This is a genomic window from Pseudoalteromonas sp. AWH4_217, assembly GCF_056161105.1.
Genome location: NZ_JBSWYM010000011.1, coordinates 102847 through 117248, shown reverse-complemented (window position 1 = coordinate 117248; position 14402 = coordinate 102847). Strand labels below are relative to the sequence as shown.

General features: G+C 49.7%; 11 protein-coding genes. 8 read left to right on the top strand and 3 right to left on the bottom strand.

All coding sequences use genetic code 11. The features are described 5' to 3' along the window. Positions 1-276: 276 nt before the first annotated feature. Positions 277-891, top strand: a complete 615-nt coding sequence (locus ACXAH1_RS15130) for a DUF4231 domain-containing protein (RefSeq protein WP_475197753.1) — start codon at positions 277-279, stop codon at positions 889-891. Positions 892-1381: 490 nt separating this feature from the next. Here ACXAH1_RS15130 and ACXAH1_RS15125 read toward each other — a convergent pair whose 3' ends face one another. Further along, positions 1382-1540 (bottom strand): hypothetical protein, encoded by a 159-nt coding sequence (locus ACXAH1_RS15125; protein WP_235414450.1) that lies wholly within the window; start codon positions 1538-1540, stop codon positions 1382-1384. 305 nt (positions 1541-1845) lie between these two features. Between ACXAH1_RS15125 and ACXAH1_RS15120 the strand changes: the two genes are divergently transcribed. The 5 genes from ACXAH1_RS15120 (at position 1846) to ACXAH1_RS15100 (ending at position 10784) form a co-directional block, all read left to right on the top strand. Next, positions 1846-4116 carry a cytochrome c peroxidase gene (locus tag ACXAH1_RS15120; RefSeq protein WP_475197752.1) on the top strand — a complete coding sequence of 757 codons (2271 nt, stop codon included), beginning with the start codon at positions 1846-1848 and terminating at the stop codon, positions 4114-4116. Between the two features lie 388 nt (positions 4117-4504). Continuing rightward, entirely contained in the window at positions 4505-5704 is a 1200-nt protein-coding gene (locus ACXAH1_RS15115) for an efflux RND transporter periplasmic adaptor subunit (protein ID WP_475197751.1), read from the top strand. After that, on the top strand, positions 5697-8846 hold the full coding sequence (locus ACXAH1_RS15110) for an efflux RND transporter permease subunit (protein ID WP_475197750.1): 3150 nt from the start codon (positions 5697-5699) through the stop codon (positions 8844-8846). Before ACXAH1_RS15115 ends, ACXAH1_RS15110 begins: the two co-directional genes overlap by 8 nt. Continuing rightward, positions 8824-9504: a response regulator transcription factor gene (locus ACXAH1_RS15105; RefSeq protein WP_475197749.1), complete on the top strand. Its 681-nt coding sequence runs from the start codon at positions 8824-8826 to the stop codon at positions 9502-9504. Before ACXAH1_RS15110 ends, ACXAH1_RS15105 begins: the two co-directional genes overlap by 23 nt. Further along, positions 9504-10784, top strand: a complete 1281-nt coding sequence (locus ACXAH1_RS15100) for a sensor histidine kinase (RefSeq protein WP_475197748.1) — start codon at positions 9504-9506, stop codon at positions 10782-10784. Before ACXAH1_RS15105 ends, ACXAH1_RS15100 begins: the two co-directional genes overlap by 1 nt. A 93-nt stretch (positions 10785-10877) precedes the next feature. On the opposite strand, the gene ACXAH1_RS15095 is transcribed toward ACXAH1_RS15100, so the two are convergent. Next, a complete protein-coding gene (locus ACXAH1_RS15095) occupies positions 10878-11174 on the bottom strand; it encodes a hypothetical protein (protein ID WP_475197746.1) in 297 nt (98 codons plus the stop codon). A gap of 204 nt (positions 11175-11378) precedes the next feature. Here ACXAH1_RS15095 and ACXAH1_RS15090 point away from each other — a divergent pair, with 204 nt between their 5' ends. After that, the gene (locus ACXAH1_RS15090; RefSeq protein WP_475197842.1) at positions 11379-11711 is read left to right on the top strand and encodes a DUF6966 domain-containing protein; all 333 of its coding nucleotides are present in this window, start codon (positions 11379-11381) and stop codon (positions 11709-11711) included. A gap of 387 nt (positions 11712-12098) precedes the next feature. Next, positions 12099-13244 carry an acyltransferase family protein gene (locus ACXAH1_RS15085; RefSeq protein ID WP_475197745.1) on the top strand — a complete coding sequence of 382 codons (1146 nt, stop codon included), beginning with the start codon at positions 12099-12101 and terminating at the stop codon, positions 13242-13244. 521 nt (positions 13245-13765) lie between these two features. On the opposite strand, the gene ACXAH1_RS15080 is transcribed toward ACXAH1_RS15085, so the two are convergent. Then, positions 13766-14323 (bottom strand): hypothetical protein, encoded by a 558-nt coding sequence (locus ACXAH1_RS15080; protein ID WP_475197744.1) that lies wholly within the window; start codon positions 14321-14323, stop codon positions 13766-13768. Positions 14324-14402: the final 79 nt, after the last annotated feature.

Here is a 14402-nt window from a genome sequence, read left to right as displayed (position 1 = left end):
TCAGCAGAGCTTTTCGGAGCCGGTGTGGCACCAAGTTCCATATAGAATCTGACAAAGCAGTTGAAGGTGCACCTTAAATCAGTCGCCTGCGCTTATGTTTGATAAAACTAACTTTTTGAGTAGCTTGCTAACAGCACCACAAGCTGTTAACTTTCCAGTCTAATTATTGCTCTACCACTTATCTAGATGTTCTCTGCGCTTTGAGCTAATTCAATTGTACTGAGCGCTATATTTTTTGAGTAAAATGAAAAAGACAGGGCTTAGTTTGGAGAAACGATGAAAACTGTATGGGTTATTCTGCTGTCACTTTTATTATTGGGTTGCAATAATGACAAACGAGATATCAATGCAACCTTCCAGAACCACTGCAAAGAAGAAAGTTCAGAGAGTTTAGACCGAGCGCTTTGCGATAGTGTAAAATATAGGGAAGCTGTTGTCGCAGAATATCACTGGTTTCAACAGGAAGCAGATACTGAGCGACTGTTTTATCGTGTTTTTGGAGCTGTGGTCATTGTCCTGAGTATTGCTATTCCAGTACTCTCTCGCGCTACATTCAAACATAAAGAAGTGTTAGTAACCATAGCGTCTTTATCTGTCGCGATTGGCACAAGCTTTTCTGCATTCTTTAACTGGGGGGAAGCATGGGGGCAATATAGATCGGCCGAATACGCATACGGCGCTGAAATTAGGCGGTGGGATATCGCTGTTTTGCAACTAGTGCAAAATAACGATGATGATCATATTAAAATTGAGCAACTCAATAAGCACACCCAGCATCTACTGAACCAAGCTCATTCCATAAATATGCAAGCAAATACACGATTTTTTGAGATGAACGGCAAAAATATACAAGAGTACCTGAACTTCAACGACGTTAAACCCATTGAATAATGGTCAGAAAGAACAAATCGATATACTTGAGCGTTAGAACTAGCTTAGTTCAGAGCTTCGTTTCACCTAGCATTTCAGTCAGCACATTGCTATCTGGATTGGATACAACCATAGAACTGGTATCGTGTATAAACAAAAAACCACGTCTGGACAAATTCGATTTACATAGCAATTGACCTGTTTGCACTTATAACCAAAACACACCAACATCCGATTACTTCCTACAGTACCATACGAAGTATCCGCTCATGTATTAACGTGACGCGTAGTATTAGATTCAAGAAAATAGTAATGAACGATTTTATTGCCAGAACGGAAAAATAGCTGACAGACCCAAGCTAAAGCTCCAATACTGAAATTAAACCAGAAGTTCATCACAAAGCAGGCCAGTAAACTGGCCTACGATCAACAACATTGTCTAGCAAGAAACTAAAAATATCACCTTATCAGGTTACCCACTCGGGCGCCTGTTCAGGTCATACAATAGCAATTAAGCGCACTGCCAGGTTTGCGGGCACTGCATGGTTTTCAGACACATAAGTGTGTCCAGGTTAGTACCACCAGCAACCTGCGGAGTTTGCTGTGGGTTAAGTTTAGCAGAAGTGGTGTTAAGGTTTTTAACGGTCTTTTTGCTTAGTTTAAGTAACATTTTAATTTCCTTTGGTTAGTTACATATTTCGCGAACACAGTATCAGGTTTTTATAGTCGCAAAAAGCCGAAATAGATGAAATATTTATTTAAATCAAACCCAGATTAATAAACAATCATTCATTAAAAAACATTTATAAAAATAGCTCATACTTTGATCACTCCGTTTTCTAAAGCGCATTATTCCCTAATTGGGAATATTTCTACCCATATCAACTTTAACCTTTATTTAACCCAGAACACGTTAGCTTAACCTCTGAGCCGGCCCGTCCGTACTAAAGCAACTGTAGTGAAAGGAAGATCAACATGAGAAAGGTTAAAACGAGTGCCATTGCACTTTTAGTGGGCAGCGCGTTTAACGCACACGCGCTGCCCATCCCTGATGACTTAGATCAGGCGCTCACTGAGCTCATTGCTCAGCATGGCCTGACAGGCAAACCAGATAACGGCTTTAACTTACCCGGCGTCGATGACCCCGAAGTCAAACTGGGTAAGCTGCTGTTTTTTAGCAAAGCGCTCAGTGGCGATAAGCAAGTCGCCTGCGCCAGCTGTCACCACCCCTATCTGGGCGGCGGTGATGGTCTGTCCCTGCCCGTGGGCACACTTGCGCAAGACCCGGATGTACTCGGGCCGGGCCGTAAAACCACCACAGGGCAATTTTATGTACCACGCAACTCGCCCAGTATTTTCAATGCCTGGGTGCATAAACGCAGTTTGTTTCGTGATGCCCGGGTAGAGTTTCTGGACTGGCTGAATCCCGAGCAGGGGATCAGCACGCCGGATGTACCTCATGGTGAAGCCGATCCCAATGCGGGTGACTCTTTGTTGGCGGCGCAAGCGCGCTTTCCGGTCGTTACCCCCTCAGAAATGCAGGGCTTTGAGTTTATGAAAGGCGCGCCCAATGAAGCCGTCAGGGCCCATCTGGCAGCACGTATCGGCAACTATGGCAGCGCCCAGGGCGAGCTGTTTCGCAACCAGTGGCGGGATTATTTTGCCGCGGTCTATGGCGATAAAAGCGCCGAAGAAATCGTTACTTTTGATAATATCACCCGTGCACTGGCGGCCTATCAGCAGTCGATGAACTTTACCGACAACCCCTGGAACCGCTACGTTCAGGGCGATAAAAACGCGCTGAGTGAATCCGAAAAACGCGGGGCCTACCTGTATCTTTACATGCCTCCCCCACCATCAGATGGCGGTAGTGAGCCTGATTTCTTGCCCACCCAGTGCATTGGCTGTCACAACACTGACAGCTTTAGTCAAACCAAAGGCACCAACCACCACCGTCTGGCCTTTCCACAGATTGGGCCTGGCACTGGTGAGCCAGGCGATGAAAGCAATGATCGCGGCCGTATGCTGCGCAACCAAAGCCTGGATGACATTTATAGCTTTCGCTCCACGACCTTGCTGAACGTCGAGGTCACCGGCCCGTATGGGCATGCGGGCAGCTACGATACGCTGGAGGAAGTGGTCGAGCATTACGATGATTACCATGCGATATTAGATGACTACATAGACAACCAAGGCTGGTGCAGACAGTCCCAATTCAAAGACATAGAAAATTGTGTCGACTTATTCCCCGACACCCGACAGCACACCGATGCCGCCGCTAAAATCATTGACGATGAAATTGCCGATGGTGCCCCGGTACTGCGTAAACTGGAGCTGAGCACTCAGGAAAAAGCGGATCTGGTCAACTTTATGAAGGCCCTGACCGATCCATGTGTAAAGCAAGCTGAGTGCCTCATGGCCTGGCTGCCGCAACCACAGGAAGGCGATCCGGATGGCCTGCAACTGTTTGCCAAAAACTATCAGGGTGTGCCCTTATATCTGCCCGCAGACTGCCGTCAGGGCGATACGGCGGTAACGGGCAGCCGCTTGTTGCTGGCGCAGGGTGAGTGTATTTCGGGCAAAGCCCATTATTTTTATGTGGATGTCGCACAGGATAACACCACCCTGTATTTCAGCAGCCGTGGTGGCGCAGGACGCCCTCGCCTCTTTTACAACGCCGACCAATGGGCCAGTACGGCCAATGCTCAGGCAATATCGCGCGGCACAGGCACCGAGCAGGTGCTGAAAGTGACCGTCAATCGGGGCCGCCACTTTGTTTCTGTGTTGGATCCGCAGGGCTATGAAGGACTGACAATTGCAGCGGGTATCGACAGCGCGCTGCGTGAGCCGGGTGAACAACCCCGCGATATCGCTAATGCGTGTGAGCAAGGCCTGCCCAGTGGCTATGCTGAGCTTATGCCTGGCCGCGCCCAATGTGCATCCTCTGGTGATAGTTACTTTTTTGTCAAAGTGACTGAGCCGGGTAGCACGCTGGAAATTCGCACCCGACACGGCGCCGGCAACAGCGACCTGTTTGTTAGCACGTTCTGGCCCAGCACCAGCATGTATACCTTTGCCTCACGTTCAGCAGATAACACAGAGTTTCTGCGCATCGACGGTGCAGCCCCCGGCTGGTATTACTTTTTGCTCTCAGGTGATGGCCAGAATGAGGGCGTGAGTATTCAGGCCGACCTCATTCGCCCTGATCACCCAAAAGATCATAAACAGAACCGCAAGCCAAACTAGAGTCCTCGCTCTGTTTTGCCCAGTAGATATCGAATACCAATTCACATTAATACATAACCAACTGGAGGGATTAAATCTGTCGCTAACCGTGTTAAAAATTTCTCATTTAGAGCAACTAAACAACAAAATTTTTGCCTTGTTATCGACGAGATTTTCTCGCCACAAGATTGGTTACTTAATTAAGTGCATTGGTATCAGCCGTGATATCAACCCCAAAGCCGTAGTCCTACCTGCGGCTTTTTTCTTCTTCACAGTTTAATCAAAGACTTGCAGTAACCGACAATCTCTTTAACCCGCCTTTAACCGTACACTCTTTAGACTGGCGGTTACTTTTTACTCGCTCGACAATTCAGCGGGCAAACCCAAGTGCTTATTCAGAGAATTCATCATGACGTTACTCAACAACCGTTTACTCATTACCCAGCTGGCTTTTTGTGGCCTGTGTGCTGCTATTGTCTTTGCTATTCCCTCTCTGGGTGGTGCCGAAGCACAGGCCCAGCCTCAGCCTGGCTCTGAGCAACGCCAACAAACGAGTGCAGCCCTGAGCCTGCCTCAGGTTACGGTCACGACCGTGCAGGCGGCCAGTTATACTCGGGTCATTACCGCGCATGGCACGGTCAAGGCCACTCACGCACTGACGCTCAGTAGCGAGGTGGGCGGCCGGGTGACTCAGCTACACCCAGACTTTAAGCAAGGGGCACGCCTGTCGTCCGGGACGGTACTGGCACGCATAGACGACACCCAGCTGCAACAGGCGCTGGCCAGTGCCGAAGTATCACTGGCACAAGCCAGACTGGATGCGGAAGAAGAAAAGCTACAGAGCTCGCCAAACAAGGCGCAGTGGCGCCAGCTGGCCAGCACCGACAGTAATGGGGTCTTGTCTTCTTTACGTGCGCCGCAGCAAGACGTGGTGGCCACGCAGCTAAGTTTAGCGAAAGCGGAACTAGAGAGTGCCCGATATAACCTGGCCGCCAGCCAGTTTACCCTGCCCTTTGATGCCACTATAGTCACACGCTCGATACAGCTTGGCAGTTATGTGCAACCGGGCAGCCCCATTGCCACACTTTACAGCACAGCCCAGGCAGAAGTATCCGTTGAGCTTAGCGCCGAGCAATGGCAGCACCTGCCCACTCAGGCGATGCCCGATGGCGGCTGGTCGGTTACTCTCAACGATGCCACAAGCGATACCGCAGACACACAATGGCACGGCCAAGTGACGCGTCTGAGCCAGCATATTGACCCTCAGTCGCGCCAGCGCCTGGCCATTGTCAGCGTAGACAACCCCTTAGATCAGGCTCAACCGCTGTACTTTGGCAGCTATGTTGAGGTGCACATTCAGGGCGTGGAGCAAAACGACCTGTGGCGCATTCCCGCGTCAGCCTTGTCGCAGCAAAATCATATCTGGTATGTCGATGAGGAAAATCGTCTGGCGCACTTTACCCCGCAGATCCAGTTTCGCCAGCACGGCGCCGTTTATATCAAGGCTCGCAAAGGCATGCACCAGGCCAATATCGTGCTGCGCCCGCTCAGCGCCTATCTGGATGGCATGAAGGTCACCCCAGTGACAGAGGAGCGCGCCCATGACTGAACGTTTTTCAATTATTGCCTGGTTTGCCAAAAACCCGGTCGCAGCTAACCTGCTTATGCTGGCGGTGATCCTGCTGGGGCTAAGCAGCGCCGGTAGTCTGCGCAAAGAAGGCTTTCCGCAACAAGACCCGGACACGGTACAGATCAGCGTGGCCTACCCTAGCGGCAGTGCCGCCCAGGCCGAGCAGGGTATTGCAATCGCCATAGAAAATGCCCTGGAATCCGTCAAAGGGATCAAACGCGTTACCACCACGGCCAGCGCCAGCAGTGTGCAGGTACTGGTAGAAAAAACCTCGCAACATGACCTGGATACCTTACAAAGAGACATTAAAAACCAGGTTGATGCCATCTACAACCTGCCAGAAGATGCCGAAAAACCCGTGATCACCACGGCTCAGCGGGAGCAAGAAGTGATCCGGGTGCAGCTGTTTGGCGAGCTGTCGACTCAGACACTGCAAACCCTCGGCAGCCAGCTTGCCGACGACTTACTGGCTCAGCCCAATATCGCCACACTCAACCAAAACGATCACCGCGATCCGCTGGTGGCTATTGAAATCGACGAGGCGCGCCTGCAAGCCTATCAGCTCAGTTTCAGCGACGTGGCCGAGGCCATTAATCAGTATTCCGGTACGGCACTGACCACCAGCCTGCGTAACCCGGATAAAGTATTGCGCCTCAAAGCCGCCGAGCAGGCGCTTTATGCCAGCGACTTTGCTTCGATTGTGGTCGCGACCACAGCTGCGGGCAAAAGCATTCGACTCAGTGACGTTGCCACATTACAAGACACCTTTGCCGACAACAGCTTTCATCTGGCCCGGTTTAACGGTCATCCCACCTACGGTATTACCATAGTGATGGATGAATACGGCGATATGAGTAAAAGCGTGGCACAGGCCAAAGCCGTGGTGGCCAAATGGCAAAGCAAGCTGCCTGAAGGCGCTTCGCTTATCACCTGGTACGACAATTCTAAACTGATCACCGAGCGCCTGAGCCTGCTAAGCCTGAATGCACTGAGCGGTATTGCCCTGGTGTTTATGGTTCTGGCGCTATTTTTAAACCTGAAAGTGGCTTTTTGGGTTGCTGCGGGCCTGCCTTTTGTGTTCTTTGGCAGCCTGTATTTTATGACTGAGCCCTACACGGGCATGACCCTCAACGAAATGACCACCTTTGGCTTTATTATGGCGCTGGGCATAGTCGTGGACGATGCCGTGGTAGTGGGTGAAAGTATTTACACCACCCGAAAACGCTTTGGCGACACCCTCAGTAACACCATCAAAGGCACCCATCTGGTCGCGGTTCCTACTCTGTTTGGCGTATTAACAACCGTTGCGGCCTTTGCGGCTCTGGCCAATATCTCCGGCGGGCTGGGCGTTTTGTATGCGCAGTTTGGCACTGTGGTCACCTTATGTTTATTACTGTCTGTGGTGGAATCTAAACTGATCTTACCGGCGCACCTGGCGCACATTCGCACCCGACAAAAACCTCAGCAACAGCCAAACCGTATCGCGCTGCTATGGCATCGCGTGCAACAAAAGGCAGACGGTTTACTGACTGGCTTTAATCAGCGCCTGTACAAGCCGGCACTGGAACGCGTAATGCACTTTCGCTACGCCGCACTGATGGGCTTTGTTGCACTGTTTTTTCTGGCCATCAGCCTGATCACCCAGGGCATGGTCAGAGTGGGCTTTTTCCCCGGACTGCCAGCGGATACCATCACCGCCACCATGACACTTTATAACGACGCCAGTTTTGGCCAGACAGCCCGCAACCTGGATCAGCTGGAGGCCCAGCTATATCAGGCCGAGCAGCAATTGCTGGACGAGCAAAACATCAGCCACATCGCCAGCGTGTCGGTCAGCGCCACGGGCGATCAGAGCGGCACACTCAATGTGGAGCTGGCCGGCACCCAGCCCTACACCCTGAGCGAACTGGCGAAACGCTGGCGCGCCATCGCAGGCACCCCGGAGGCCAGTAAAACCTTACACATTCAGGCGCAACTGGCGCGTGTTTCCAACTTTAAGGTGGAGCTACAAAGTACCAGCGACGAAACGTTAGAGGCCGCCGAAGCGACCTTGCAGCAGACGCTGCGCGATATCAGTGGCGTACACAGCATCGACAGCTCGCTGGCTCCGGGCGAAGCGACGATGCGTTTTGAAGTGACCGAAGAGGGCGAAATGCGCGGCTTTACCACTCAGCTACTGGCACGCCAGCTGTTGCAAGCATTTGGCGGAGAAGTGGTACAACGCTATATGCGCAATAAGGACGAAGTAAAAGTAAGGGTTCGCTATCCGCTGGATGAGCGCAGCGAACAAGGGGATGTGCTTGCAGCCCGGGTGCGTGCCCCGGACGGGCGAACCGTGCCGCTGGGCAACGTTGCTAAAATAATCTACACCAGCGAAGTACAGTCCATTACCCGTATCAACGGCATCAGAGCGGTTACCGTGTCCGCTGCGGTGAATAAAACCAAGCTGACCCCCACTGAATTAGTGGCCAAACTGGAACAAAGCGTGGTCCCTGAGCTACGTGCTCAGTACCCGGATCTGACGCTGCACTTTGCCGGAGAAGCCGAGCACCAAAAAGAAGCCACCGACTCCATGAGCTCGGCTTACCTGCTGGCGCTGCTGGCCATCTATGCGCTGCTGGCTATCCCACTAAAGTCCTACTGGCAGCCGCTGATCATCATGTCGGTGATCCCATTTGGTTTCGTAGGCGCGATTTTAGGACACTGGGGCTTAGGTTTAACGCTCAGTATTCTATCCTTAAATGGCATACTGGCGCTCAGTGGCGTGGTGATCAACGACAGCCTGCTGCTTGTCAGCCAGTTTAATCGCTATCGCAATGAGGGGAAAACCATGCAAAATGCGCTACTTGAAGCCTGCACGGGTCGCCTGCGCGCAATACTGCTGACGTCACTGACCACCTTTGCCGGACTGTATCCTATTCTGGGTGAGACCTCTCAGCAGGCACAGTTTCTGATCCCCGCCGCGGCATCGCTGGGCTATGGCATCTTGTTTGCCACTGCCATCACCTTGTTTTTAATTCCTGTATTACTGCTGATCAGCCACGATATTGCTAACCTGATGAGCCGATTCAACCGCATTCGTATGGAGCATGTCCCCCATGATCAACGTCATTTTAGTTGAGGATGACCTGGCACTGGCCGGTAACATCATTGATTACTTTGAGCTGGAAAACATCATCTGCGACCACGCAGCCAACGGGGTCGCCGCACTCAACCTGATCCGCGATAACCACTATCAGGTGATCATTCTGGATTTGAATCTGCCACGTATGGATGGCCTGCAGATCTGTCAGGCACTGCGCGACGAAGGCGACGATACCTCAGTGATCATGCTCACCGCTCGGGATCAGCTTGAAGATAAACTGGCAGGTTTTGCCACCGGCTGCGATGACTATCTCGTGAAACCTTTTGCCATGGCGGAGCTGGTGGTCAGGGTAAAAACCCTGGCCAAGCGTAAAAGTGGCGAAATAAAACGGCTGGAACTGGCCGGGTTACGCCTGGATATAGATGGCCGTGACGCCACGTATCATGGCAGCCGACTTAAGCTTAGCCCGACCGGCATGGTAATACTCGAAACCCTGCTTCGCGCCCATCCTAATCTAGTTACCCGGCAGGTGCTGTTACAGGCTATCTGGGGCGATGAACAACCGGACAGTAATGCGCTTAAAGTGCATATTCACCACCTGCGCAAAGCGTTGGCGATGTACACAACTCATATCACAGTTGATGCCATTCCCAGGCAAGGCTTTAAACTGCACTGTCTTCAGGAGGAGAATTAATGGCTCCCATACATATGAGCCTGCGTCGCTATATTCTCGCCGCATTGCTGGTGCTGGCCACTTTGGTCATCAGTTTGTTGTCGGTGCTCTGGACCAACAGCTTTTTTACCGGGCTCGATGACATGATGAAAGGCACTATGCTGAATGTCGCCCAGGCCCATCATCCACAGCCCGGCCAACCTGTCAAAGCACACAATTTTGTGGTGGCCAGTCAGTGGCAGGATTTACCCGATGCGATCCGCACTGCGTTTTCCCGTCAGGAAATAGAGACCAATGCGCTGCATAAAAACGTGACCCGCGACAATATACTCACCCGCCCCAGTGATGCGCGATTTGTTATGTACTTTGAAAAGCCGGATGGTCAGTCGGGGTTTGTTGCCCACCATTTTATAGCCCCAAAAACACCGCCCAAAGCCTGGTTCCAGGGGCCTGAGATATTGGGCATATTATTCGCTCTGGGCACGCTCGCCTTGTTTGCTGCGATCCTGGTGATGTTGATGCGCACCGTGACCCGGCCCGTGGCAGAGCTGCACGCATGGGCGGCCGAGCTGGATCATCACTCGCTCAACGAGCCGCCCCCGGTATTTCGATACCACGAACTCACAACCCTGGCGGAACTGATCCAGCAAAGCCTGCAGCAGGTTAAACAAAGCCTGGACCGGGAGCAGGCGTTTGTCAGCTACGCCAGTCACGAGCTGCGCACACCTATTGCCGTGATCCGCAGCAGCGTAGAACTACTACAACGCCTTGATTGCGCTCAATGTGAAAAAAGCAACAAGGCACTAAAGCGCATTGACCACGCGAGTCAGGCGATGGTCGCGCTGACTGAAACTCTGCTGTGGCTAAGTCGCAAGGGACAACCTCTGAGAGATTTAAAGACCGTAAAACTGGCCGGGTTGGTGGAGTCACTAATGCAGGACCTGACTTATCTAAAGCAGGGGAAACACATAGACATACAGCTTGAAACCGACGATTATCGCTGCGAATTGCCTCATTCCGGCGCAACTATCGTCATTGGCAACCTGTTGCGAAATGCCATTCAGCATACCCATCAGGGTGCCATTTCTATCCACCAGACTCAGCATATACTGGAAATTGAAAACCACGAATACATAGGCTCAGAGCCACCCGCAGAGCACAGCGCGCTCCACAATACTGCGGGCTACGGCTTAGGTCTGGACCTGGCGCAAAAACTATGTGACGAACTTGGCTGGCAGTTGAGCATTCGCCACGACGCACACCGCTTTTGTGTTACGCTGGTTTTATCACCGCAATACTAGACAATGGGATGAGCTAATAACCCGCTTAGAATCTGGCACGCGCTCAGTGAGCAGTTGAGTCTGCTCCACTGAGCCTATGCGAGTTAATTGGCTCTACTTCAGCCTGCCCCTGCGCAACTTCATTAACCAGGAGGATTTGTTTTTTTCTGCGTCATAAAATACCGCAATGGTAAAGAAAAACATCAGAAAAAGAACAATGTGTGCAGCCAGGCTGATCCCAAATACGATCATACTGCCTATATAGGTAGCAAAAGCAAAGCTCCACAGGCAGGCGAGAACGGTCATTATGTGGAAGCGACTGACAGGGTCGGGTATATGCCGAAGCGGGTTTCTGGTTGAGTCGAAAATATACTTGTAGAAATCGTATATTCTGAGTGCAAGCTGTTTCATATCTACCTCACAGCCAGTTGACAGGTCGCAGAGTTATACGAAAGAATCTGCTCATTAGATCTCTGAGCAGGTAGGGGTTGGAAACATATAACTATGGGTGTGCTCTGTTTCTCCCCTTTAGATCTAGTGTTGGTATGCGGACCCGAAACAGGCGAGACAAACTCAATTGAGCAATACACTTTTTAGTGGTAGGTTTTTACTTTGATGAATCTCTGTGCATATGGCCTGAATATGGAACATGACTACGGCGAATATCAGATTAAGTTAGAACGTATGATTGATTTACTGCACTCCCATGATGAGCTGCACTGGGCGAATTATTTTAAAATATCTGCGGAGTTTTTGAGTAAAGGCCAGCCCCAAAAAAGTATTTATCACTCGCTTGGAGCCTATGGCGGCATGAGCAGTATTAATGACTGTTTGGCCTTCACTGGTGCCTCAGAGCAGGACTTGAAGCTAGGGTTTCAATTGCGCCACGAGCTATGGCTCATCTGTAAATCCAAGCAAAGTATGCTCAAACGTATTTTGGAATTTTAGCCCCAGCACCCAGCGCGAATCTGTACCAACTGTTAAAGAGATTAAAAGCGTGATTGCAATGCATATGCTTTCGTCAAACCGCACAGCGAGTGCTTTAGGTTGCTGTCAGGGGGACTTTCTGAGCTTAGCAACGCAGCGGAGCATACTCCAGAACTATATGACAGTCAGATTAGTTCGCAACTTTAGTGTGGGATACATTACATAATTTTACAGCACCTGTGCCCATGAATGAGGTAGTGTTTGAAAATAGGTACTCTGAGCGTTACCCTGTTTAGAGCTCCTCAGAACAAGTATCATCATTCCTGATGGACTTGTCTCTTTGTTTGAAACCACGGACCATTATTCAGCTTTAAACTGTACCAAATATGCCAGGGAGGTTTGGCCAGCATGTATAAATCCAGGTATTCTGAACTAGATTGGCTCAGAGTCATGTTAATTTTTGCAGTATTCCTGCACCATGTATTTATGCCGTTTAACGGAGATGGCTGGCACGTCATGAACCGAGAGTCGAGTAAAGTACTCGATGATATTATGGTTTACTTTGAGCAGGTCAGGCTTCACACATTATTTTTCATTGCGGGCGCCGGGTCGGTATTATTACTCCATAAAGTATCTGCAAGCGCATTCCTGGCCACCAAACTGCATCGTTTGTTTATCCCGCTCATCTTCGCGATGATGATTGTGGTGCCCCCACAGAATTATTTTGAAAACATCCATGAATATCAAAATTTGGTACAAGCATATCGCAGCCTGATATTTTCCTTTAATGCAAACCACCTCTGGTTTGTGGAGTTTCTTTTTATCTTTATGCTACTGGCTGTACCTATCAACCTGATGCTCGGCACGTCATCAGGGAGTGCATTACTTCGGGCTATGGAACACATTGCGGTGCGAAAACACGGCTTGCTGTTGCTGGGCTTAGTGGTCATAGGGATACGGCTGTGCCTCAAAAGCGTGATGCGCTCGCAAGATACCAGCTTATTTAACCTGTCTGTGTCGCTGTTCTTTTTACTGTTCTTTATGGCGGGTATGTGTTTTATGAAAAACCCTAAGATTTGGCAGGCGCTGGCAGACAACCGCGCCACCAATTTAAAGTGGTTGATAGTAAGCACTATCGCATTTTACGCCTGGTACTACAGGCCTGATATTAGCGACTATGTATCGCTGGATATGCGCTGGCAACTATGGTGGCTTATCAGTGCACTCGTTTCATGGACGGGTTTGTTGACCTTAGTAGGCTATGCCAGTGCGTGGTGCAAACAAACACCCAAATGGCTGCATATAACCAATGAACTGATTTATCCCTTTTATATTGTGCATCAAACCGTGATTGTTGCCCTTGCATTTTATATCGTTCAGTGGGATGCAAGTATTGCGACTAAATCTCTCAGCCTGTTGTGCTCATCGCTGTTCATCTGCTTAGTCATTTGTTTCTTTGTCATCAGGCCATTTAACCTGACGCGTTACCTGTTTGGTTTGAAGACCACGGGGTCAAAGTCCCCGCAAAGAGCGACATTGTCTGAGGAAAGGTGACTTTAATCTGTACAATTTTATAACCAATACAGGCGCACCAGAACTGATATTATACCACTCGTGCCTCACAAAATTTGGGCTATCTCCCTTTATTTCTGATAGCCCCCTTATATTGATATTCAAAATATCAGCCATCATACTCAGGTATATTAGAGGCGTTTTCAAATACCGTAGCGCGCTTTCGCCTGCAATAAAGTGATCTTAGATAAGTCTCGGTAGAATTTAGATGCAGCGGCCTGTCAGGCTAGCATCAATGGCAGATACTCACCATTACATCCCACGTTGTTTATCTGGCATAAAAACCAAGTTTAGCTGCTCCTGAGCGGCTGTTCTGTCGTTGTCGGTCCAACTCGCGATTGGTCTTTTTCATGCTGGTAAATCAAAAGTCGCTAACATAACACAACTGATTGAGTATAAGAGGAAAGTACCTACACACAAAAGGCACTTAACCGTCACGCCACCCAACTGTATAACAGCTCTGTAGTGAGTGCCTTGCAAAAATTTTGAATTTAAGTTTTGCATCAATCTGATAAATGCAAAATATGCTCTGTAAGTGGGTGGTTCTCAGATTCACTGTCCCAGGTAACGGATAAAACACACCAACGCCGACCATCATTCAGCAGCTGAAAGGAGTTCACTCCTCTTGCATAAGGCGATAACTCTGGAGAACGCCTAGATTCATAAACACTCAATACATTGGCCATATGTCCAAATTTGAACACTTTTTGTGATACCTCACGTTCAAAAAAACCCTTGTCCTTAAATAAGCGCTTATTTAAAGCAATAAACTGCCCAACACTTCCTGGTTGTGCGACAACGTCTTCTCCCTTATGAAAAACAGGAGTGATCATCGCGTCTGGAGAAAATAACTGTTTTAGTAGATGCCAGTCTTTGGTTTCTTCAGGGTATCCAGAAACAATGTCATATAAAGTGGGTATTAGAGTTTCAATTTGCGCGGCCTGTTTCGGGTTGTCTGCACCACAAAAATAATTTGCCTCAGCATAAGCACTTGTAGCAAGTGAACACACCAGTGCTGCAATGAGTTTATATTTAAATGCCCTTTTAGCGATGCTCTTCATATGCTTTGTCCTCTGTATTATTACGCTTCTTAGCACGTTATTAAAAACAGAGACAAAACTACCAATTACATTTTGACCA